Source organism: Aeromonas sp. 1805, from assembly GCF_013085525.1.
Classification (GTDB): Bacteria; Pseudomonadota; Gammaproteobacteria; order Enterobacterales; family Aeromonadaceae; genus Aeromonas; species Aeromonas hydrophila.
Genome location: NZ_CP038515.1, coordinates 4,566,041 through 4,588,204, shown reverse-complemented (window position 1 = coordinate 4,588,204; position 22,164 = coordinate 4,566,041). Strand labels below are relative to the sequence as shown.

Sequence of the window (22,164 nt, the reverse complement as noted above, 5' to 3'; positions counted from 1 at the left end):
CATACCTCTGGGCCCTCAAGCAGGGATTGATACGTCTGAATATCGGGGTGGCAGAAGTAGATAACACTATCAAGTTCAGAGTTTCTCTCTGAACTGAGCAATAAGTTGTTATTTTTTCGGTTTAAATCTCTAGTAAGGCAATGATCTGTAGAGTTTTTACGAAATATAAGCAAGATATTGCTCTTGTCTAAGCTATTGTGGGGATTTGTTTCATTAAGCTTTTGATAAATAATAAAAAAAATGTGGCTCGGTCTTTGCTTGAGGCTGAGAGCTATCTCGTTTAACCAACCTATTTAGAAGCATACCCATGCCAACGCCATGTTATATCAGCATCGAAGGTAAAACCCTGGGCAACATCACTGCCAGTGCTTTCACTTATGACTCCACAGACAACATCTTCGTGCAAGGTCACGAAGACGAGATACTGGTACAAGAGTTCCAGAACGTCGTTACAGTCCCGACTGACTCGCAATCTAGTCAGCCTGCGGGTCAGCGTGTCCACAAGCCGTTCAAGTTCACCGTTGCGCTGAACAAAGCCGTGCCGCTGATCTACAACTCGCTGGCATCCGGCGAAATGCTGCCGAAAGTGACCCTGAAGGGGTACCGCACCTCTGTCGAGAGTAAGCAGGAGTCTTTTTTCTCTACTGTGCTGACCGATGCCACCATCGTTGCCGGTACCTCTGGCACCGATGACTGGTGTGCGCCGATTGAGGCGTAAGTCTCATGTTCAACCCTGACATGCCTTGTAATCCACCCTGATTTTTTGGGGTTATGTTTTGTCTCGTGCATTTTATCCAGCCCGGCCAATGGGTTAGCTGGAGCTTTTCTGTTTTGCCATTCCCCTGCCGGGGTTTGATGCCCCGCCGGTGAGCGCAGAGGGATGGCAAAGCACTAAAGGGTATCCTGTGATGCAGACCCGAACCGCTCGTAACCTGTTAACCCCCTTATCTTTGGTGGCCCTTGTGGCACAGGAGAGGGCGGTAGCGTGGCTGCGCGGCGAGGGTGTGTGGGTGCAAGAGTTGGCAAGGGCTTAGGCACTGCTTGTCCAGCAAGAGACCGCAATGAACATCTATTAGTGTGACGAATGACGGACAAGCCTATCGCCCTCTTTGCGCAGGCAGAACATAATTGTCAGTGCTGAATCGATGGCTCTATATGCAAGGGTGAGCATGTCGCGCTACAGGTCGACAACCAATTACAACCCCTATCTCCACAGGGGCAAACTGAGCCGGAGCAGTTTGTCATTACCCGCCGATGGCAAGCTCCCCGTAAATAGAGGCCAGTATCATGAACGTGAAAATAAAAGTGCTAACCCTGCGCTGCTTCACCCTGTTAAGCGGCTGCGTTTCGCGCGCCGTCTCAAACAGGATTATAACCACCCGCCGTTGGACCTGCCGCAGCAGAACCGCTAGCTCACCATTGATGGGTAGATCCCGCCAGAGGTCAAAGTGACCATAGTGCCAAATTACTATTCAACCAAGGGCTGTACTCGTAACAGTGGCGATCTCGCAACATACTTTGCTCTGATTTATCCCAAATCTGGCCACTATTCAGTCAGGGGCGCTCTTGATGGCGGCACCCGCTGTGGCTGGCAGCTTGATAGCATAGAAATCTCTTCGGAGAGCAACGATCCAAATTACTATAATACCCGAACTCCGCTAGTGAGTTTGTGGCCCTGGGCTCTGGTGCTGCGACCCACACAATATGGTAATATTTATTGTTGTCACAGCAGCCTTTCTTTGGGGGCAAACACCTATCAAAAGATGTTAATCCCTGAACTCTAAGAATTGCATAAGAATAAAGGGGAGGATAAAAGAAAATGACATAACTATGTATCCACCTTTCGAGAGAAGCGCTGTTCGATAGGTTATTAATAAACTCGATGTTCGAGACATCGGTGATGATAGCTTGGGTAGTACCCAGCACAGTGGATAATATTGCTTAGGCGTGAGCGAAAAGCAGTGTTTTATGGGTGTTTTTTGTTTATTTACTTTAATTTCAAGGTTGAATTAATATGAAGTGTAAATTCCTTGTTTTGGTATCCATACTTGGACTATCAAGTACAGTTAATGCTGGTTTTTTTGACTCCCAAAAAGACACGTTGCCTTTCAAGTGTGGTCGTGAAGATGCCGTGAACGCACTAACGGTAGCATTGCATGACAATGCTTTGTCAAGAATTTCAGTTTCACCAGAGATGCTCGAACGCTTTCAAAATCAAGTTGAAAAGGTTCCTTTTAGTATATCTGAGGTGTCTACCACCAATGATTCATCTCCAGAGTTGAAGTGTCTAGCAACTGTATCAATGGCAGTATCGGTTGAATTGATGGAGTTAGCCGAGAAGGCGCCAGAAGTATTCTCTGAATTTATTAGGGAAAGTCGAGGCTTGTATAAAAATGGTAACTTAACATGGAAGGGAATCTCTTATAGAATAAGATTGTCTGACAATGGTAAAGATATTTCCGTAACATTAGGTGATGCCTACGAAACTACAATGTCCTTGGCTAAGGCATCATACCTGTCGATAACTAAAGATGATATCATTCAACGAAATGATCCTTCTAAAGTTGCCATTGCTAAGAAAGCTTATGAGGCTGAAGATGTTCACTTAAACAAAATTTGGAAATCTATACCAGCATCTTTCAGAGCATCGATGAAAAATGAACAGGTATCTTGGGTATGGGATAAGGAAAATAAATGTGGCGGCATTGAACGGGCAAATAACGCCAGTCTCTCCACATCAGCTAGAATAGAAATATATGAATGCCAAACTGAGATGACCAAGGCTAGAATTAAATACCTGAGTGGTCAACAATAAGTCATACCCAATATTTTAAATTAAAGTGCGGTTCGGCTTATTTTCACCGCAGTTTTTAAAAGGGCATGATGAGAGCTGGGGAGTTACCTCCCCAGCAAGTAAGAGTGATTAGCACAGGTAGGGGCGGTCATCCCATTGGCACGAAGTCTGACAGGCTCAAAAACTGTCGCAAAATTGGTTTAGCGATGTGGCCTATCGGCGAGCAAACGCTAATACCCATAGGCCACTGCTATCAGCTTATTCCACAAGGTGAACGCTCAATCATATTCAAGCTCACGTCGTCACGATATTACTGCGTGATTTAATAAAACTCTATCTCAAAATGTATCAATCAGGAAATCATAGATGAAGAAGCTAATGAGTATTTTACTAGCCGTTGTTATTACCGGCTGTACATCACCAGTCCCTCGTGACTGGACCTCGGAGACGATGGAGGTCGTTCTGGTTGCCGCACAAGCGGGAGACATACAGGCACAAAAAATCATGGGCAAGCGCTATAGCTTCGCTCAAGATAATACCAATGCGATCCTCTGGATGGAAAAAGCTGCCAATCAAGGAGATGCCGAAGCTCAGTATCTGGTCGGTTGCCTCTACTCGTTTTGCAGTGAAACACCTGACTATGACAAAGCTCGTTTCTGGTTTGAAAAGAGTGCTGCACAGGACTATGCAGCCGGGCAGGGCAGCCTAGGGGTGCTCTACAGTAGTGGTGAAGGAGTGGAGCAGGATTACGCCAAGGCCGTCGAACTGTTTCGTAAAGCGGCCGATCAAGGCTATGGCGAAGCGCAGTACAACCTGGGACTTTTATATGAACAGGGGAATGGGGTAGTCAAATCCGATGCCATGGCTGTACGCTATTTCGACATGGCTTCCGCTCAGGGGTTTGGTTTGGCCCAAGATTCGCTGGGATGGATGTATCGCGAAGGACGAGGGGTGAAACAGGACGTGAAACGGGCACTCACTCTGTTCTTGATGGCGGCTGATAATAAGGTCCCTGCGGCCTCGAATGCGGCAGGTTGGATCTATGTCGAAGGTGATGGGGTAAATCAAGACTATGAAAAGGCTGCCAATTTGTTTCGCCGTGCAGCTGAAGCCGGTTATGCGAAATCTCAATACAGTTTGGGCTGGCTCTATGAGAATGGGCATGGTCTCAAGCAGGATATGGTCGAGGCCTATGCTTGGATGGATGTGGCAGTAAAAAACGGTTTTGAGTCTGGTCAGCCGGACCTAGAACGTGTCACTCATTTGCTCAAGACTGGGCAAACAGCCGAGGCGCGCAACAAGGCTCGCGACTATTTAGAGCGTTACGGCAAACAAACTATCAAGTAATCCAATAAAGGCCTTCTGGCCTTTTATAACTACCTATGGTCGCCTGTCTTTATTTTATCATTTTTGAGGGTCGTTGAAAAAATCGATTCAGCTTGAATGGAACTAATTGAGATGGTGGTGAGCTTAGCACCTCCATTCCATTCAAATCTGTATTATTTGCAAGTTGCTTCCCACTCACCAACAGTTATTCATACAACAAGGCTTTAATTAACCATGGCTCATTCATCCTGTGGATTGATGCCAATACCATAAGTCAATATATTTTTGTACAACACCATAACTTTCTGAACGAATATCATTGTATAAATTTTAATGGAGTTAAGATGACTATAGGAATATGCAGGGTAGTTTATACCACTGTCATGCTCACGTTTGGGTTAACTGCTTGCGATAATAGCGTTTCTGACCAGTCGACAGACATTCCTACTGAGCGCGAGTATCAGATCATCTCCACCTCACACCTCAATGATGGTTTCGAAACCCGCAAAGTGCTACAGGCACGATTACTGCTGGATTACCAAGTACAAGACGCAGAGGGCAAGGTGGCCAGCTTAACAACGCCATTAACTCCTAACGCCCGTTTTTTTATCCAACCTAATATGCTGCAAATTAGCGACTATGGTATACCGATTCCGGTGAGTAATATCGACCCTAAAGGCAACTCCAATGAAATATTTCAATTGGTTAAAGATGGCTTTAATGTAGAATTTAACAATGGTACAGTCCGCCAACTGACCCCTATTGCCAAGATGGATCAAAAAGACATCAAGGAATTATTTGACCACTGGGTGACTCTGAATAGCTTGTTTAAACAAGCTCCAACCTTGCCTGTAGCGCTTGAGCCTAGCGTCGGTTATAGCATCAGCGCCCCCATGGATGCGCGCTTAACCTGGACAGTTGAGCAGGTTAGTGAAGATAAGTTGATCGCCATACTGCAAGGAGAGAAAGGCAAGTATAAGGCCTATGGAAAATTCGAACTTAACCGCAAAACCGGTTGGTTAGAGAGCATGGCGTTTTTTCAACGGGAAGAGCGCCAAGGTAGCACCTTCACCCATCGTATCGTCATGGCACCTAAGGATAGGCCTTATATCATGAGCATGCTTTGGCATGCCGATGATACCTACGATACTGACCGTGATATGGATGACCGAAAAAAAGAACTGTACCGCATTAGTGATGTGCAGCGGGAGTATCTCCCAAATAATGAGACATTTATACAATCCTTATTACCGGAACAACAAGGTATTTTAGATAATATTGGCAGTTGGGGTACTGATACCCCTGAAGATCTGCAATTACGCTTTGTCCACAATATGAGTCAGCAATATGTGGAAGCCGATGTGCATTATGAAGACTTAACTGCCTTTGATGCAAGTGGCAAACCGATTGATATTCATTTCTGGCAGCATGGCAAAGGGTCGGCGAGGAATTACAATCGCACGATTGAGTCTTCAATCGATATTGTTGCTACTGGTTGGGATAACACTGCTAATAAAATCAAGCAGATAGACCATATTAATGCCAAGCTAACGCTTATCCCACAGACGAATAAGATCGTCGAAAAGTCGTGGGATGAATTACTGGCAACACCTTACACCTTTGGCGATGCCAGCCTAACAATCCAGGTGCTCGATGCCGAGGCGAAACTTTTTAAAGTCATATCAAAACAGAGTGAAGATCAGAGTATTAATCTGCCTTTCCAACAGTTTAAAGGCATGATCGCAGAGGCCCGTCGCAAAGGTAATTATCCCTTCTGGTTAACGGCGACAGAAAAGGAGCTGCTAGAACAATTAATTGGGGCCGATGAGAGCCATCACCTCACCAGCAACGCACTGTTACTCAAGCTCGATGAGCCCCCAAAAACCGTGGTGTTAATCGAGAAAAAAAACCAGCCGGAGTTGACTCAAACCAAGACGATCCGCTTTGTACAATTTACCGAGTACAACAAAAATCTGGCAAACCCTCCCAGCGAGTTTGGCAGCACTAGCCTAGGCAGCTTCTTCAAGCCTGATCTAAATGCGTCAACAGCTGAAGTAAGTACGATCCAGGGGATAAAACTTGTGACTGATAATGGTCATAATCTGTATATTCCCATGTCAGCGGCTTTGGCGACTTCCTGTAAACCTGAAGTAGAACAAACTTTTAATGAGGGTAAAAATACAGTCACTTGGCAGTTTGATTCCAATGCCCCAAACGGTGCCGCCTATATCTTAATGACTCAGGATAAAATTCGGCAGTTTTTCTACGATAAACAGATTAAAGGCAAGATCCGGTGCCAAGGTGATATCAATTGGCAGCCTTTAGAACTGGCAGTGACAGACCGCCCTTGGTTAATCGACTTACAATCTTGGCTGACAAAAACCGGATATGGCAATGAGCCGAGTAGTGATCTTAAAAATTACTTCAAGGTCGAAGATGCTCAAGGTAATCTGTTAACCATTAGACTCCCCGAAAATACTGTTCAGCCGATTAATGAGGTGCTAGTCGATGGGCGCTATTTGAGTGTTGCAGGCCCCGCCGCCAAGGTGAGTTATATGACGATAGCCAAAGAACCCAGAGATATTCCCTATGAGTTCACCTTTAAACCTTTGCCATAAAAAGGAGCTGTTGTGCGTTTATTTAAAGTAAAACTCCTCCTAGGAGTACTTGCACTTATCAGCACCCATGCTAATGCGGAAAAGGTGTTACTAGATGCTCATTGGAAGGTCGTCAAAGATGAAAAACAAGCTCAGTACTATTTAAAGCTATCGACTGAAGTAATAGACGGTCATTATAAGGCTGAGGTTTATTACAAAAACAAAGATATGCTTTTTTGCGCTAGTGCCCTCGCCGATAACAATATCGGTAAAAAAATTATCAGCGAACAATTCCGTGGTGCTTATCAATGTTACTTTGAGGATGGCAAGCCATATGAACAAGGCTTTCGTAACGAGCAAGGTCAACTTCATGGCTTGCTTAAAAAATACATTGCCACGGGCCAACTGTATGTTGAATCGCACTATGAAAATGGTGTGAAACAAGGTCTAGAAAAGGGTTATTGGAATGGTGGCAATATCCGCTACAAAACCACCTTTAAAGATGGCCAAGAAGTCGGCATCAGTGAACATTTTGGCCCCGAAGGTGAAGTCACCGCCAAGATCTGCAATGACCCAACCTGCGTGAGTCAATATTTTAATCTTGGTAAACTTAACCGTGAAGAACATCGCGTTGATGGTTTATTGCAAGGTACTGAGACCACTTGGGGCCTAAATGGGCAAGTCATCTCGACCCAAGAGTACGTTAAAGACAAAAGGCACGGTGACTATTTTGAATATTTTGACAATGGCAAAGTCAAACGCCATTACCGATTTCAAGCTGATTATAAGGTTGGTGAGCAACTGACTTACTATGAGAATGGTCAGATCCAATTAAAGGAACTGACTAACGATAAAGGTAATGCCCTTCAAGCCATTGAATACGATGAACAAGGGAAAATTAAAAAAACCACTGACAGTAAATACCAAGGTAATCGCTGGGTTTATCGTAAACAGCAGCGCTTTAGTAAAGGCCAACTGATTGAGAGCACAGAAAACGATCTGCTCAAAAACTGGTCACTTAGCGAAGGCTACGAGCAAGGTGAATTAGTGAATCGTCGCGAGGAACTCGATAAAATATTAACAGGCTTGTATGTGGAGTCCGTCAAGCGCCGTAGTGGTACAGACGTTATCACCCGCGAGCATTTTAACGCAGGCAAGCGTGAAGGCCCCTATGAAATGGTGAAATTCGACCATGAAACTGGTAAGCGTTGGGTGGCTGAACAGGGTCAATATACCAATGACAAACCCTCTGGCAAATGGAAGAAGCAGCAAGAAGATGCCAGCCTCACCTTTAGCTATGATGACAATGGTGAACTCCATGGCGAGTTTCGTAATGAGACAAGTTCAGGGCAACTGCTTGAATTAATAAATTTTAACCATGGCACCTCCGACGGCTTAGTGCAACGTTACGCCAACAATGGCCAACTGTATGAAAAAGGCGTATACCGCAATGGTCAACAGGATGGCGATTGGATATTTACCGATGGTGAGTACGGCTTCCGCCCAATACCCAATCCTGAAAGACGTTATTGGTATGGTCGTTTCGACCAGGGTAAACAAGTCGGCCATTGGGAACTGCGCTCATCTGAAGATTATGTGCTCCAAATCGCCAATTATGACGAGCAGGGCAGGCTTGATGGTAAGCAATACGAGTTTGAGGTGCATGGCTGGATAAAAGTGATTGACAGTTATAATCATGGCCAGTTTTTAAATCAGGAAATGCCGCCACCGGTGGTCACCTCAGACCTATTTCCCCCTATTTACTAGCTTAAGAAACTTCCCTTTTATTAATCTCCGAGTAAGTAGGTGATGCCTCCGAACGGGAGTTATGGCTATTTATGGCGTGTTGGGGGAGGGAGAACATGAAGTATTATGCTGAGTGATTTCAGCAAGAAATATAAATCAACAGAAGTGATATGCCATGATCAACAAGAACTCTACCCTCGGACCACTGCCATAGCCAGAGGGGCGGTCGACATACCTGCTCACTGACCTTTTTTTGAGTGCAGAAGTCGGAAGCTGAATTCCAAGTCATGCTCGAGCAAAACGGTCAGCTCAAGCTCATTGACAGCCACCAAACGGAGGTATGCAATGGTTTTTTGTCTTTCGGCCATTCATGAACGGTATTTTTCAAGATAGTTGTCATTGTTCATGCCGCTTGACGTTCCTTTTCCGGATTGAGCTCCACTATAATTTCTGGTGTCCAGTTCCTTGTTTTACCAGGCTAGCGCTCAGGATGAAAACCCCTAGCGGCTTTATAGACCACCACCTAAATATTTATCCAAATCCTGGGGTGAATCGCCCTTGGTTTTCTAGACACTCTGTTGCTGAAAAATAAACTGCATTTCAAACTCTACCGGCGACAGCCCATCATTGGAACCATGGTGCCTGATTGGGTTGTAAAACATCTCGATATAATCAAATACGTCGCTGCGGGCTTCATCTCTTGTCGGGTAAATCCTGCGCTTGAGTAATGGAAAGAAGCTCTCGGCGACAGCGTTGTCGTGACAGTTACCCCGCCAGCTCATACGGCAACGCAAGTCGCGGGCCTTCAGAAAGTCCTGCCATCCACCGCCAAGTCTGCCGCCATGCGTGACTTCATCGACCAGCTGACGGTCTGGCGAGAGAACAGGTCTAGCACCTTGAACTGACGTGCCAGCATGTTTGGGGCTGCCTGTGGGCTCTTGCCCCCATAATGCCCCTGGCGACGTTGATAGCCCGTTTGCGAACGCAGCCCTTCTCGCTTCATTAATTTGGCCACACGGTGCTTGCCGCAGGCTTCCCCTGCGTCACGAAGGTCGCGATAGATCTTGCGATAACCCTAGACTGCACCAGTTTCCAGCCAGGATTGCTTGACCAATCCGGTCAGCCGTTCGTCCTGCTGCTGACACAACGATACGGGCTGTTTAAACCACGCGTAGAAGCTACTTTGATGAACCCCAAGGGTCTTGCACAGGGTAACGACACTGTACCGGCCGAGTCAGGAGGTTATGAACGCGTACCTTTCCTTGACTCGCTGGCAAAGTACGCAGCGGCCTCCTTTAAAATGTTGCGCTCCTCGGTGACTTGGCGCAGTTCGTCTTTCAGACGGCGTATCTCGGCTTGCAAGGCAGACTCTTCGTGCAGCGGGGTTAGCAGGCTTACCGTACTGCCTGAGCCTACCCCAAAGGCTCGTACAACATCAGCTACCGGCTGTTCGCGCTCGGTGATTTGTTTAACCGATTCGATGTTGAATGTTTCTGGATAACGTTGACGGGACATAACACCTCCAATAGTTGCCTCATTTTAAGGCTCTGAGGTGTCTAGGGAACTGGGGGGCTTTGGCGTCACAAACTTAATCCCACCATGACGATATTGAGTGTTGTAGCTGCGTATAAAGCTGTGTACCCAAGAGTATATTGCTAAATCATCGGCAATCCATATAGAGTAATATTTCTATGTGCGGAACTGCGACTCCGAGCAGGGGTTATCGTTGCTGATCCTGGGCCCGTTATCTTTTTATGGAGATGTTGTACCATTTATCAGTGATTCAACAATATCACTACGTTTTTTTCCCTCGGTAGCAGCTAGCCAGTCCAATCGGGAAATAGCTGCTTTTGTAAGGGAAAGGGTGACTGCTCGCTTTCTTATTTTTGTGAGGCTGACGGTTTCATCGTTGCTATCAGATGCATCGTGCTTTTCGATGGCCGTTTGCATATGAGAGATATCTTTCTTTGTTAAGTTACCCGCATCCGTAAGCTGGTATGAGTGGGTGCTTTTGCTGTACTTGATGGTAACGTTGTAGGTTTCGCGCAGATCTCGAAGGCTGCGGGTCAGCGTCGCCTCAGAGCAGCCAAGATCTTCAATGATTTTTGTTGCAGAAACATGTTTCTCTGAAAAAAGCGATATCGCTAAAGTGAATGCCCGTTTCTGTTTTGCGCTTAACATCATGCGTAAATTACCGTTATTTAAAATGGTTTTAGAATCACCGTGTTGTGATGATTGACTGAAAAATAAATGTTGCTGTCATTTTCCGATTTGGACTGAATGCATTTATTGCCTCTATTGGATCTATCGAGTCCAGCGCAGAAAAATTAATATTTAAAAAACGAGTTCGGTCTGCCATGCACTCGATAATGTAGTCATCGACCAAGTAACCGGTGGCTTTGCTGATCCGCTGAGTAAATCCACAGATGCTGACATTCTCTACCATGCCATGCCCCAGTGTAGGATCTGGGGTCATGGTATGGACATTGATCATCTGCTCAATCAAGGTATTCATCTGCTCGGCAGAGGCCAGCAGCGAACTACGTAACTGTTCTTTCGTTTCGGCACTAGCTCTTGCCGCGTTGTTTGATGAGGCAGTGGCTTTATCAAGTCTGGTTCGATAAATCAGACCCGTGCCAGCTAGCCCTATGTTTGAGTAGGCGCCGCGACTACCAAAGGAGATGGACGCTCCCCTTGGGCCGACATTCAAACTAGGACTACCATTGCTGAGGCTCAGTCGAACGCCCGGAATAATGGTAATGCTGCGACGAAATCGAAAGCCCATTGATGTTACCCGTGTTGAGCCTGCATAGAGGGAGAGGCTGCGGCAGATGAAGATGCTTGAGCAACACCGAAGTAGTGGACGCGATCCAAAATGCTTTGTGCCCAGCGGCGATGTGTAGCCGGTTCACACATTGCCCCACCAGCTTTGAAGACGGCTTTGGAGGAATTATTAATACGCAAAGCGTCCTCGTGGTCAAGGGAGCTGACTATCAGGGCTTTTTGAATAATCCCGATCTGATTCGGATGAATAGCTGTCTTTCCGACCAATCCGTGGGCGATATCAAGGGCCAGCTCTTTTTCCAAGAGACGGTGGTTATCAATGTGCTCGCAAACAGGAGCAGTCAGGGCAAACCCTTTGGAGCCAAATACCGCGACGAGCATTTTGATGACATACCCCATGGGGCCGTCATAGAGGGTGAACTCGCGAGACCGGCGCAGCGATACACAGTTCATCAGGTCGTTGCCGCCGATCCGCAGTGCGATGATCCTGTCACGGCACTCATGAGTTTCCAGTACGGTCACAAGCTCTTGCATGGCATTGACATCAAAAACATCTTCAGTTTCCAGTGTCGGCATCCAGTGCAGGTGAGTATTTGCCAGTACTGCTGACCAGTCAGCCAAGCTAGCAAGGGTGAATTTGGGCAGCACAAAGCCATCGACAGCACTCAGCTCGTATTCATCGACCAACTGTTGACCGATTTGCTCGTTACGAGGCCGGATGAAGATCAGCGGCCAACCGATCAGGCTGTGGTGCTGCTTTTCCTTAGACAGGGCCACCAGCATCCTCTTGAGGTTTTCCATGGCGGCAGGCAAGTCCTGCTCGGTCACCGCATCCTCAAGACAGATAACCAGTGAACGTAGTCCAGCAATTTTGCCGGTCACGATGCAATCAACGATATCATGGCGGGTCGCGGGCATATACAGCGTCGCTCCAAGACCATAGGCAGAGATTTCTTTTTTCATTCAAAGCACCTTTTTAATAATAGTCACGGCGCGATACTGGCCAATTAGATCGCCGACTTCTGTGATTTCAATACCTTTCTCTTTGGCGAGGTAGACCAATAGAGAGACATCGGGGTCATTGATGGAACGCACGAGCACATGGTCTGGTACTCGGCGCAGGACAGCACGAGTAGCTTCGGCGATCCCCGGCTTGATGCGGTTGATGCTGGAAATCTCGAATCGGTCGGCCAGCATGGCAATGACGGCCTTGCTCTGCTCCCAAAGTTGGGCCTTAACCGGGGCCAATGCAGCGACATCGATAGGGGAGGTCAGCATCTTGTTAGAGCGGCAGCATTCCTCAACCGCATCAGCTAGCGCCAGACCGCATTCATACTCGGTCAAATGGTTGCACACCATGCACTGGTGGAACCCTTCCTCGCTGTAGAGCGAGCGGGAGATCATGCCAGATACGGGCGCCCCCATGATGCCAAACGGTATCAACCAATCGTTTTCAGTGGCAGACATCCACGCGCAGCCGCACGGATCGGCCAGTACCACAAGCCGGGGTTGAGCTGGATAGCCAACGCGGCCAGACAGGGCCTTGGTCAGCTCTTTTGTGATCGCGCCTTTCCCTGTCCAGCCATCGACCCAGACGATGCCTTCAGTGCCATGGCGCTGCTCGATAACAGAGAGGGCAGCTTCGTCAATCCCGCGATCACGGATGATGCTGATGCCGTAGTGATAAGACTCCTTTCCCAGCATGGTCAGAGCACGTTGCAGCATGACTCCGAGCGGCACACCGGCTCGCACCAGACTTGCCAGTACAATCGGGGTATTGCCGTACTCTTTGAGCAGCGAAACAGCCAGCATCATTACTTCGGTCGCCAGACGCTTGGCACCAATGGTGGTCGCCTTGCTGAACAGGTCGAGGTGATAGGCGGTTGGGGCAGGCTCTTGACTCAGCATGTCTGAGTAGTGCTTTTTGCCCGACTGGATCAGGGTCTCTTTTTCCTCAACGGAGGTCAGTTCGATGGTGACGGGAGTCAACAGGAATTCGACATCACCTTCACGGTAAGAGCCGGTAAAAACTGGTTTAGTGGTCACAGGTTACTTTCCAAAAACGTTGGTCTTGATGGCATCGACAAACTGGCTTTGCTTCGGCATACCGAACCAAGAGCAGAGGCGAAGGAAGCTGAAATCTGTCAGGCTGTCGCCAAGGCCGATGGTAGGGAAGGTGCCGCGCTCTTCCCGCAGCTTGCTTAGCAGGTAGCGAGCTGCGAGACCTTTTTCAATGCAATTCGGCAACCAAGCGATGTTGTTACTGTTGCGATGGATGTAGAACCCTTGTGTCCCGAACATCTCTTCGATCTCATCACCGATAGCATTGAGTTCAGCCAACTTGGTGCTGTCGCTGTGCTTCATGACAAGATAGATGGGCATGTCGTCGTATTCATAATTAATACGTGCCCACGCTTCGATACCACGCTCGGCCATCAACCTGGTGATCTGCTCTTGCATGTCCAGCAAGCACTGGCAGTATGGCTGTAGAGCGGTTGTGATGTGCTCTTGCCACTTGGGATCGCACTTGCCTTCTGGGGTCAGGATCACTGCGCCGTGAGTGGTGATTGCCCAAGAGGCAAAGGGGATCTGCACACGCGAAAATTCCTCTGTACCACGGGCAGTGACGGGGATAACTTCTGCATTTGCCAGCAGCCAATCGACCAGCATAGCCTGCTCTTCGTTCATGTAGCTGCGCGGGCTCAAGCTGCGATCCAGCGCCCCGACACGGAAGGGCTCTTGTGCCAGCTCATTGACCATTTTGCGTTTGGTCTGAAACAGGGTGTCGTCCAGATCGGGGAGAACAACAGGTCGAACGATGGTATTGGTCATGACTTGGCTACTCATAGGTAATGATCTCAACGTAGTTTGCGATAGCCTTCAGCTCTGTCAGTAGCAGCGGATCGAGGCCGTCGGCAGGTGTCTCGCAACACAGATAAATTCGGTCAAATCGCTGGTGGGCGATGTTGTAGGCAAAGTTTGGGATCCCCAGACCGTAGTTATCGGTGAAGGTGATTGCGGATTTGATTGCGTGGCCAATCGCAATAGGGGAACGCGAGGTTGAGCTGAAATAAACATCAGCACCCTGTTTTTCCAGCTTTTCAGCCAGCAAGAAGGGCTGCCAGACAAATTCGCTGGTGCCAAGCACCAACACCTTGTCAGCCGGGACGGTTTCGATATGCAAACCAATCCGACAGAAGGTCTCATCCATTCCAAGACGACCCCAGCACTGAGGGCCAACGATATCGACCGCCCCCTTGGCTGTTACGTTCACGCTCGGCATGACAGGACTGCTGGCTTGCGGATCTGCTTCCCAGGACCATTGGCCTTGAGCCAGAGAGATAGAAGTGAGTGCAGGTACATCGACTTTATCCATCAGGGCACCCTGACTCCAGTCGGTCAGGGTGACTGCGACCAGATGTTCAATGCCATCCAGTCCCGCATCCATCAGCGCGGCATAGAGGTTGGCAAAGGTATTACCGGTTGTAGCTTCGTCGTCGATCAGTACCAGCGTTTTCGCTTCTTCTACACGCTCAGTCAGTGTCGGATCTTCAGGCCAGTAGATTAGGTGATCGGTCGCATGAGAGTGATTTTCTTTAAACTCGCACAGCAGATCACCATCAACCGGATGGCGGGTTGATGTCAGAAACACAGATTCAGACAGGGAGGCGCTAGCTTCCTGATATACCCCGGCAGCAAGGCCGACAGCGGTTTCGGCCATCCCGATAAACAGGACAGGCTCAGGCAGATCATCGGGCATCCGAGATGCGAGCGTCTTATAGCTGTCTCGCATCACGTTTGGCTTGATGGGGATATGGCGCCCAAGCAATTTGCTGACGAACAGAAATGCCCGCTTCGGATTACGGCGCTCGGCAATTTCAAATAAATCGTCCAGCGGCGCATATTGTTGGCTGACAACCGTCACGGTGCCAGTTGACAGCTTGCGCTGGAAAACTTGCTGGTGATTACTCATGCCTCAGTGTCCTCGATTTTTTGAATTTCAGAACCCTGGGGCTCAGGGAGTGCAATAACGCTGCTAACAGAGCGCACGACCGTAGGGTTAAAGCCGTCTTTACCCATGGTAATCGCAATCTCTTGGTCAATCAGACCCAGTTTGCGCAGAGCAAATATGCCGGGCAGGTTGATTCCGCAGGAGCGGGAATAGCAGATCCCGCCAGATGGGCGCATGTTGATTTCAAGCAGCAAGGGCTTGCCCTCGCTGTTGTTGCGAGTTTGGACGTTGACCAGTCCATCAGCTCGCATCAGTTCTGCACAGGCTTTCGCCAACTCGAAAGCTTCGCCGGATTGTTCAATGTATTGCAAAGGGCCTTCTTTACGACGACTTACCGCTGCAATAACTTTGCCCTGCTCAACCAACATATCAACCGAGCGCTCTGGGCCTACCAGATAGGGCATCATCACCATAGGCTCTGGCAGTTTTTTCGATGTTTCACTGCGCATCGCCGCTACATAGGTATGAGGATGAACACGACGATTGTCGGGGTTGTTGAAGGCGGCCATCGAACTAACCGCAGGGTCAAGGATCCAGAAACCAATCCCGTAAATGCCGACGACCGGCTTGATGCAGGACAGTTCCCCCTCAAAAAGCTTTGAGCTAATTTGTCTTTCCAGATCGGAGACGTCATTGATCTGCAGGGATGGCACGACAGGCAACTTATATTGCTCCATGAAATGGGCGTAACGTACCTTGTCGTCGGCCAGTGAAATCATGTCGAGATCAATCGAGCCAGTGGTGAGAGAAACCCCAAGAGATTCGATACCCTGGCGGCGCTCTTCAAACCAATGGCAATTGCGGCCAGTATGAATTGCAGCGACGTTCAATTCCGCCACTACATTTTTAATAAACTCAAAACGCTCTGAATCCAGTTTTGGCTCAGTCAAAGAAACATCGGCTACCGAGGTGATTTCGGGACGATTACCTCGATGTGAAGCGATCACCTTAAATGCATGGCCGAATTGTTTACGCATATCCGTTACAGCAAGGACAATATCTCGCTGGGAAGATAAGCCCTCCATGAACCAAATAGACTTGAGCATTGTGTTGACCTTTAAAAAGCAGAAAGTAAGAAAGTTCTTTTCATGAGGTAACTGTATGCTTGTTGCTGACTGAGGTCAATCATATTTTGATTGACTTCATCTTGGATATTTCGACTATATAAAGCAGAGGTAGATGGTAAGGCGTTAGGCTTCAATGCTGATGAATAGTGTGCAACATGCCTTCCTAAAGATGCTATCCAAGTATTTATTAGTGGGGGCTTAAGTAAACTAGGCGTTCGCTTTATTTTTAATCAGGGAAAATGAATTTTTTAAAAAAAATCATGAAGCTGTAAATTAAAGAACAAGAATTAAAAATGTAATAAATTGCAAAAAAACTCAGTCAAAATATGATTGACTTGAATCTGTGAGGTGGCTAACAATAGACACATTCGACTCATACCCATCCGAGACAAGAGTTGCTGAAAATGTTAAAAAGTATTACTCGATGTTCGGTATGTCGTCTCATTCACGCTGACGATATTTTTTAAATCAGAAAAGGAAGAGTATTAGATGACTTCAGTATCTCTTGCAAAGCACCAAACGATCTCGCTGGCAAAGCAGTCTGGCGCGGCACTCACCAAGCTGGAATTCGGTCTGGGCTGGGATCCGGCCAAGGCAAAGAGCGGCTTCTTCGGCAAGATGTTCGGTGGCGGTAGCAGCGACTCAATCGATCTGGATGCCAGCGTCGTGCTGCTGGATGCGCGTGGCGACAAAATCGATACCGTCTGGTTCCGTCAAACCAAGTCCAAGTGCGGTTCTATCAAGCACAGCGGTGACAACCTGACAGGTGAGGGTGATGGCGACGATGAAACCATCTACGTTGATCTGACCAAGCTGCCGAGCAACGTGGAGTACCTCGCATTCACTGTGAACAGCTTCCGTGGTCAAACCTTCAACGAGGTCGAAAATGCCTACTGCCGCGTCGTTGACCAGAATGCTAAAGAGCTGGCGAAGTTCCAGTTGACCGAGCAGGGGAACCACACCGGGGTTCTGATCGCCTCTCTTCAACGCAAAGGTGGTGAATGGGCATTTACCGCTCAAGGTATGGCCTGTACTGGCCGCACCATCGATGACATGTACACCCAGATCCTCGAACAACTGGTGCAGTAATGGAACTTATCCAAGGGGGAAACGCCCCTGTTCCAACCCAGCCGCTGATCGTGCGGGTGCTCTCTGGCGCTGACGCAGATGTCTCGGCTTTCCGCCTCTATGCCAATGGCAAGGTGCAGGATGGAGTGGACATGATCTTCTACGGTCAGTCTCGGAGTGATGATGGGGCCATTGAGTTGGCTGGTGGGGCGCAAAATACTTCATTCAACATCAACCTAGGCGCTATTCAACCGTCGGTGCAGAAGATCGCTTTTTCCGCCACGGTAGATGCCGGGATGGTGATTGCTAGTCTGCGGACCCTGAAAATTCAGGTTGAGCAAGCGGGGGTAGTGCTGCTCTCCGGCGATGTGCCGATGGGCGGTCGTAATGAGGCTGCCCTGATCTTGGGTGAGCTGTATCGCCGAAACAACGAGTGGAAGTTCCGCTTCGTTTCGCAAGGGTTTAATGGTGGCCTTAAGCCGCTGGCTGAGCACTTTGGCGTAGTGGTGTCGGATGAACAGGCGCCGCCTCCAGCCCAAAAAACGCAGCCTGCCCCGCCCCCTACCATCAGCCTGCAAAAGGTTACGTTGAGCAAAGACAAGCCCACCGTGAGTTTGACCAAGCAGGGGGATAAATTCGGCAACATCCGCATCAACTTGAACTGGCACCGTGGCAGCAAGAAGAGTGGCTTCAGCTTGGGGATGTTTGGCAGAAGTAATCAGATCGATCTTGATCTGGGCGCGTTTGTTGAAACCAAAGACGGCAATCGGCATGTGGTACAAGCGCTTGGTGATGCATTTGGTAGCCTGAATCGCTCCCCGTTTGTTGAGCTGCAAGCCGATGACCGGACTGGCGACAGCACCGATGGCGAATGGATGTTCGTCAATGGGGCACAGTGGGACAACATCAAGGAAGTCCTGATCTACGCCTTTATTTATGAGGGTGTGCCGAGTTGGGAAAGTACCGATGGTGTGGTGACGCTGCATATTCAAGGTCAACCGCCTATCGAAACACACCTGACAGAAGGTGATTCCGGGCGTGGAATGTGTGCCATTGCAAGGCTGGTAAACGATAACGGGGCTATTAAAGTGGAACGGATCAACCGTTACTTCAATGGTCACAAGCATATGGATGATGCCTTTGGCTGGCGATTTCGCTGGACTGCTGGAAGCAAATAACTCACCAATCCTCAATGGGGGGCTTATGTCGATTTTTGATCGGGTTCGTAAGACGTTTTCCGAAGGCCGCGCCGAATTGGCTGCGCAAGTAGGGCGTTTTAAAAACAAGAAGTTCATGGAAGGCACTGTTGCTGTCTGCGCTTATATCGCAACTGCATCAAAGGGTGCTGATAGCGGTGAGAAGCAGAAGATGATGGGGTTCATCAAGAATTCTGATGAGCTGAAAGTGTTTGATACCAGCGAAGTGATCGCGTTTTTCAAAAAGCTGGAAGACGGCTATCAATTCGACGCCGATATAGGCAAGGGCGAGATGATGAAATATATCATCGCGCTGAAGGGGGATGAAGGTGCTGCGCAATTGGCGCTCCGGGTAGGTGTTGCCGTTGCCAAAAGTGATGGTGACTTCGACAACGCAGAAAAGCAGGCTGTCAAAGAAATTTGCATGGCCCTCGGGTTTGACCCTAACGACTATCAACAGTAATTAAGGAAAAGAAAACATGGGTTCTACGCATATTGGCTTCCCGCTTGAAACAGTTGCAGTGTTCGTGCTGCTATCTGTTGGGGCTATCCTCATCGATCTGTTCATGCACCGGGATGACAAACCCATCCCGTTGAAGAGTGCCGTACTGTGGTCACTTTTCTGGGTTGCCATCGCGTTTGCGTTCGCAGGCTTCCTGTACGTGCATCACGGCGCGGAAGTGGCAAGTTTGTTCGTCACCGGTTATGCCCTCGAAAAAGTGCTGTCCGTTGATAACCTGTTTGTCATGATGGCGATCTTCTCTTGGTTCTCTGTGCCGGACGGCTATCGTCACCGGGTACTGTACTGGGGGGTGATTGGTGCAATCGTGTTCCGTGGCATCTTTGTTGCTATCGGTACTGGCCTGCTGGCGCTCGGCCCTTGGGTGGAACTGGTCTTTGCTGCCATCGTCGGCTGGACGGCTGTCATGATGCTGCGCAGTGGCGATGATGAAGACGAGATCGAGGACTATTCCCAGCATCTGGCATATCGGATGGTGAAGCGCTTCTTCCCCATCTGGCCGAGACTCAGTGGTCACGCTTTCCTGCTGAAGCAGTCCGAAGTCGATGCTGAGCTGGCTAAGCCGGAAAATGCGGGAATTCAGGTTGGTCGTGTCGGTAAGGCTGCGTTCTATGCAACCCCCCTGATGCTCTGCTTGGCTGTTGTGGAACTGTCGGACGTCATGTTTGCCTTCGACTCCGTACCTGCCGTCATTGCAGTAAGCCGTGAGCCTCTGATCGTCTACAGTGCCATGATGTTCGCCATCCTCGGCTTGAGAACCCTGTACTTTGTGCTGGAAGCGCTCAAGCAATACTTGGTGCATCTGGAGAAAGCGGTAATCGTGCTTCTGTTCTTCATCGCCATCAAACTTGGCCTGAATGCGACAGCACATATCTTCCACCACGACTACACGATCTCCGCTATGGCAAGCTTGGGTGTTGTTCTGGTAGTGCTTTTCTGTGGTGTGTTTGCGAGCTTCATCTTCCCCGAGAAGAAAGATGAGGCAGAAGAAGCAAAACAGCAAAACTGATTTTTTTAAAACATCAAAAGAGGGTAATTTCGATGACTACTGTTGTTTCTCTGTCAAAAGGCGCCAACGTATCTCTGACCAAAACCGACCCATCCATCAAACGAGTGCTGGTGGGGCTGGGCTGGGACGCTCGTTCCACCGACGGTCAGGATTTCGACCTCGATGCTTCGGCGTTCCTGCTGAATGCATCGGGTAAGGCTCGCTCTCCGGCTGACTTCATCTTCTACAACAACCTTTCAAGTGTTGAAGGTTCGGTGAAACACACTGGTGACAACCGTACCGGCGAGGGTGATGGCGACGATGAAAGTCTGAAGATCAACTTGGATCTGGTGCCCGCCGATGTCGCCAAGATCGTGTTTGTCGTCACCATCCATGATGCTGCTGCTCGTGGTCAGAACTTCGGTCAGGTCAGCGGAGCATTTATCCGGTTGGTTAACGAAGACTCTCAGAAAGAGGTTGCTCGCTATGACCTCTCTGAAGATGCTTCCACCGAAACGGCCATGCTGTTCGCAGAGCTGTATCGTCACAACAACGAATGGAAGTTCAAGGCAATTGGTCAAGGTTACAAAGGCGGTCTGGCTTCGGTCTGTGCCGAGTATGGCATCAGCGCAAGCTGATAAATCAGTGCGCTAAAAATTGTTTCAAAAAGCAATAAACAGAAGGGGGAACTCCCCCCTAAATCAAGGGGCGTTCCCCAAATCAAATCGGGAGTTTTAAAATGGGTGTATCTCTGCAAAAAGGCGGTAACGTCTCTCTGACCAAGGCTGACGCCGGCCTGAAAGTGGTAATGGCTGGTCTGGGTTGGGATCAACGTGTGACTGACGGCTCTGCGTTTGACTTGGACGCTTCTGTCTTCATGGTTGGCGAAGATGGTAAAGTCCTGTCCGATGCAAACTTCATCTTCTACGGCCAAAAAACCAGCCCCTGTGGCTCTGTCGAGCACCAAGGTGACAACCGTACTGGCGAAGGCGCTGGCGACGATGAGCAAGTCAAGATCGACCTCTCCAAGGTGCCTGCCGACGTCAAGAAGCTGGTCTTCGCCGTCACCATCCACGAAGCTGATCAGCGCAAGCAAAACTTCGGCATGGTCTCCAACGCCTTCATCCGCATGTCCAACAACGAAAGCCAAGTAGAACTTGCCCGCTTCGACCTGTCCGAAGATGCGTCCGTGGAAACCGCCATGATCTTCGGCGAGCTGTACCTGAACAATGGCGAATGGAAGTTCAAGGCCGTTGGTCAAGGTTTTGCTGGTGGCCTGCCTGCTCTGGCTACTGCCCATGGCGTAAATCTGGCTTAATAGACCAAAAAAATTAATTCAAGGGCAACCCTATGTTGCCCTTTTTCATTTGATAATTTAGGGGAAGTTATGGCAAGGAATGATCGCGCTAATGAAGAGATTATGAGATTTATATTCATGGCTATCGGGGTGATTTTATTTCTCCCGTTCATGTTGTTTTCATATCTTCACTATAATAATATTAAAAAACGCCACATGAAAGGCTCTGGCACCCAGCGGGTGTATGATACTGGCTTGCTGTGGCGAAGTATCATATTTAGCTCTGGAATTATCACCACTGGCCTTATTGCCATGTTTTACACCAATAGCTATTTGCTTTCGGCTATTCCTCCTGAATATGCGAAGGTACTTTTTGGCGTTGACGCACTGGTTGTGATTGCCTTTTTTTACCCAATAAAAAAGATGGCAGAGCGAGTAGCGGTACGATATTTCGGGGTTATCTTCGACGACAATGACAAGAAGATTGTGATCCCGGCAGATCTTGAAAACTCAAGTTTTGGCGAAAATCTTCGTTTGAGCTTCATCAGGAAGATGGGCGATTATGAGGCGATTGACATTAAAGATATTTCTAGCGTAACGAGAGAGAAAGGTGTGAACTTTTTTATTCATGGGCGTTTTGGTTCGCGAAAGATAAATTTCAGCAATAAACAAAAACGCGATGAATGTCTATCTGCCTTGCAGGCCAGAACTTCTATAAGGTTTGGGCGAGATCTCGGCTACTGATTTATTAAGAAGTATGTGGGGGTGT

19 protein-coding genes and 2 pseudogenes are annotated in these 22,164 nt (G+C 48.5%); 12 read left to right on the top strand and 9 right to left on the bottom strand.

Going from position 1 to position 22,164, the window contains the following annotated elements:
- Window positions 1–307: 307 nt before the first annotated feature.
- The 5 genes from tssD to E5E96_RS21310 all read left to right on the top strand — a co-directional run bounded on the left by tssD (window position 308) and on the right by E5E96_RS21310 (window position 8,484).
- Window positions 308–718 carry a type VI secretion system tube protein TssD gene (gene tssD / locus E5E96_RS21330; protein WP_017407987.1) on the top strand — a complete coding sequence of 137 codons (411 nt, stop codon included), beginning with the start codon at window positions 308–310 and terminating at the stop codon, window positions 716–718.
- A 1,296-nt stretch (window positions 719–2,014) separates the two neighbouring features.
- Complete coding sequence (locus E5E96_RS21325) at window positions 2,015–2,815, top strand: lysozyme inhibitor LprI family protein (RefSeq protein WP_164672830.1); 801 nt, start codon at window positions 2,015–2,017, stop codon at window positions 2,813–2,815.
- Between the two features lie 345 nt (window positions 2,816–3,160).
- Window positions 3,161–4,141: a tetratricopeptide repeat protein gene (locus E5E96_RS21320; protein ID WP_017407989.1), complete on the top strand. Its 981-nt coding sequence runs from the start codon at window positions 3,161–3,163 to the stop codon at window positions 4,139–4,141.
- A 323-nt stretch (window positions 4,142–4,464) separates the two neighbouring features.
- Complete coding sequence (locus E5E96_RS21315) at window positions 4,465–6,738, top strand: hypothetical protein (protein ID WP_171283097.1); 2,274 nt, start codon at window positions 4,465–4,467, stop codon at window positions 6,736–6,738.
- A gap of 12 nt (window positions 6,739–6,750) precedes the next feature.
- Complete coding sequence (locus E5E96_RS21310) at window positions 6,751–8,484, top strand: toxin-antitoxin system YwqK family antitoxin (RefSeq protein WP_171283096.1); 1,734 nt, start codon at window positions 6,751–6,753, stop codon at window positions 8,482–8,484.
- 545 nt (window positions 8,485–9,029) lie between these two features.
- Here E5E96_RS21310 and E5E96_RS21305 read toward each other — a convergent pair.
- The 9 genes and pseudogenes from E5E96_RS21305 to E5E96_RS21270 form a co-directional block, all read right to left on the bottom strand.
- A pseudogene (locus E5E96_RS21305) lies at window positions 9,030–9,978 on the bottom strand (IS3 family transposase).
- 57 nt (window positions 9,979–10,035) lie between these two features.
- Window positions 10,036–10,203 (bottom strand): annotated as a pseudogene (locus E5E96_RS22700) (IS3 family transposase); the annotation flags it as partial.
- A 12-nt stretch (window positions 10,204–10,215) separates the two neighbouring features.
- Window positions 10,216–10,647: a tellurium resistance protein TerW gene (locus E5E96_RS21300; protein ID WP_171283095.1), complete on the bottom strand. Its 432-nt coding sequence runs from the start codon at window positions 10,645–10,647 to the stop codon at window positions 10,216–10,218.
- 34 nt (window positions 10,648–10,681) lie between these two features.
- Window positions 10,682–11,248, bottom strand: a complete 567-nt coding sequence (locus E5E96_RS21295; protein ID WP_171283094.1) for a DUF4236 domain-containing protein — start codon at window positions 11,246–11,248, stop codon at window positions 10,682–10,684.
- Between the two features lie 5 nt (window positions 11,249–11,253).
- Entirely contained in the window at window positions 11,254–12,210 is a 957-nt protein-coding gene (locus tag E5E96_RS21290) for an HpcH/HpaI aldolase/citrate lyase family protein (protein ID WP_017407996.1), read from the bottom strand.
- On the bottom strand, window positions 12,211–13,293 hold the full coding sequence (locus E5E96_RS21285) for a cysteine protease StiP family protein (RefSeq protein WP_026080071.1): 1,083 nt from the start codon (window positions 13,291–13,293) through the stop codon (window positions 12,211–12,213).
- A gap of 3 nt (window positions 13,294–13,296) precedes the next feature.
- A complete protein-coding gene (locus E5E96_RS21280; RefSeq protein ID WP_043145659.1) occupies window positions 13,297–14,079 on the bottom strand; it encodes a hypothetical protein in 783 nt (260 codons plus the stop codon).
- A 7-nt stretch (window positions 14,080–14,086) separates the two neighbouring features.
- Window positions 14,087–15,220 (bottom strand): phosphoribosyltransferase domain-containing protein, encoded by a 1,134-nt coding sequence (locus E5E96_RS21275; protein ID WP_171283093.1) that lies wholly within the window; start codon window positions 15,218–15,220, stop codon window positions 14,087–14,089.
- On the bottom strand, window positions 15,217–16,305 hold the full coding sequence (locus E5E96_RS21270) for an ATP-grasp domain-containing protein (protein WP_171283092.1): 1,089 nt from the start codon (window positions 16,303–16,305) through the stop codon (window positions 15,217–15,219). Before E5E96_RS21270 ends, E5E96_RS21275 begins: the two co-directional genes overlap by 4 nt.
- 510 nt (window positions 16,306–16,815) lie before the next feature.
- Here E5E96_RS21270 and E5E96_RS21265 point away from each other — a divergent pair.
- The 7 genes from E5E96_RS21265 to E5E96_RS21235 all read left to right on the top strand — a co-directional run bounded on the left by E5E96_RS21265 (window position 16,816) and on the right by E5E96_RS21235 (window position 22,139).
- Window positions 16,816–17,415: a TerD family protein gene (locus tag E5E96_RS21265; protein ID WP_017408001.1), complete on the top strand. Its 600-nt coding sequence runs from the start codon at window positions 16,816–16,818 to the stop codon at window positions 17,413–17,415.
- Window positions 17,415–18,572 (top strand): TerD family protein, encoded by a 1,158-nt coding sequence (locus E5E96_RS21260; RefSeq protein WP_171283091.1) that lies wholly within the window; start codon window positions 17,415–17,417, stop codon window positions 18,570–18,572. Before E5E96_RS21265 ends, E5E96_RS21260 begins: the two co-directional genes overlap by 1 nt.
- Window positions 18,535–19,053: a tellurite resistance TerB family protein gene (locus E5E96_RS21255; protein WP_277394642.1), complete on the top strand. Its 519-nt coding sequence runs from the start codon at window positions 18,535–18,537 to the stop codon at window positions 19,051–19,053. Before E5E96_RS21260 ends, E5E96_RS21255 begins: the two co-directional genes overlap by 38 nt.
- 16 nt (window positions 19,054–19,069) lie before the next feature.
- Window positions 19,070–20,119, top strand: coding sequence for a TerC/Alx family metal homeostasis membrane protein (locus tag E5E96_RS21250; protein WP_017408004.1), 1,050 nt, complete (start codon window positions 19,070–19,072; stop codon window positions 20,117–20,119).
- A gap of 32 nt (window positions 20,120–20,151) precedes the next feature.
- Window positions 20,152–20,736, top strand: coding sequence for a TerD family protein (locus E5E96_RS21245; protein ID WP_026080073.1), 585 nt, complete (start codon window positions 20,152–20,154; stop codon window positions 20,734–20,736).
- Window positions 20,737–20,837: 101 nt separating this feature from the next.
- Window positions 20,838–21,416, top strand: coding sequence for a TerD family protein (locus E5E96_RS21240; RefSeq protein ID WP_017408006.1), 579 nt, complete (start codon window positions 20,838–20,840; stop codon window positions 21,414–21,416).
- A gap of 69 nt (window positions 21,417–21,485) precedes the next feature.
- Entirely contained in the window at window positions 21,486–22,139 is a 654-nt protein-coding gene (locus tag E5E96_RS21235) for a hypothetical protein (RefSeq protein WP_171283090.1), read from the top strand.
- Window positions 22,140–22,164: the final 25 nt, after the last annotated feature.

Coding starts and splice junctions, on each gene's coding strand:
- tssD (WP_017407987.1), top strand. CDS start 308: ATGCCAACGCCATGTTATATCAGCATCGAAGGTAAAACCCTGGGCAAC.
- E5E96_RS21325 (WP_164672830.1), top strand. CDS start 2,015: ATGAAGTGTAAATTCCTTGTTTTGGTATCCATACTTGGACTATCAAGT.
- E5E96_RS21320 (WP_017407989.1), top strand. CDS start 3,161: ATGAAGAAGCTAATGAGTATTTTACTAGCCGTTGTTATTACCGGCTGT.
- E5E96_RS21315 (WP_171283097.1), top strand. CDS start 4,465: ATGACTATAGGAATATGCAGGGTAGTTTATACCACTGTCATGCTCACG.
- E5E96_RS21300 (WP_171283095.1), bottom strand. CDS start 10,647: ATGATGTTAAGCGCAAAACAGAAACGGGCATTCACTTTAGCGATATCG.
- E5E96_RS21295 (WP_171283094.1), bottom strand. CDS start 11,248: ATGGGCTTTCGATTTCGTCGCAGCATTACCATTATTCCGGGCGTTCGA.
- E5E96_RS21290 (WP_017407996.1), bottom strand. CDS start 12,210: ATGAAAAAAGAAATCTCTGCCTATGGTCTTGGAGCGACGCTGTATATG.
- E5E96_RS21280 (WP_043145659.1), bottom strand. CDS start 14,079: ATGACCAATACCATCGTTCGACCTGTTGTTCTCCCCGATCTGGACGAC.
- E5E96_RS21275 (WP_171283093.1), bottom strand. CDS start 15,220: ATGAGTAATCACCAGCAAGTTTTCCAGCGCAAGCTGTCAACTGGCACC.
- E5E96_RS21270 (WP_171283092.1), bottom strand. CDS start 16,305: ATGCTCAAGTCTATTTGGTTCATGGAGGGCTTATCTTCCCAGCGAGAT.
- E5E96_RS21265 (WP_017408001.1), top strand. CDS start 16,816: ATGACTTCAGTATCTCTTGCAAAGCACCAAACGATCTCGCTGGCAAAG.
- E5E96_RS21260 (WP_171283091.1), top strand. CDS start 17,415: ATGGAACTTATCCAAGGGGGAAACGCCCCTGTTCCAACCCAGCCGCTG.
- E5E96_RS21250 (WP_017408004.1), top strand. CDS start 19,070: ATGGGTTCTACGCATATTGGCTTCCCGCTTGAAACAGTTGCAGTGTTC.
- E5E96_RS21245 (WP_026080073.1), top strand. CDS start 20,152: ATGACTACTGTTGTTTCTCTGTCAAAAGGCGCCAACGTATCTCTGACC.
- E5E96_RS21240 (WP_017408006.1), top strand. CDS start 20,838: ATGGGTGTATCTCTGCAAAAAGGCGGTAACGTCTCTCTGACCAAGGCT.
- E5E96_RS21235 (WP_171283090.1), top strand. CDS start 21,486: ATGGCAAGGAATGATCGCGCTAATGAAGAGATTATGAGATTTATATTC.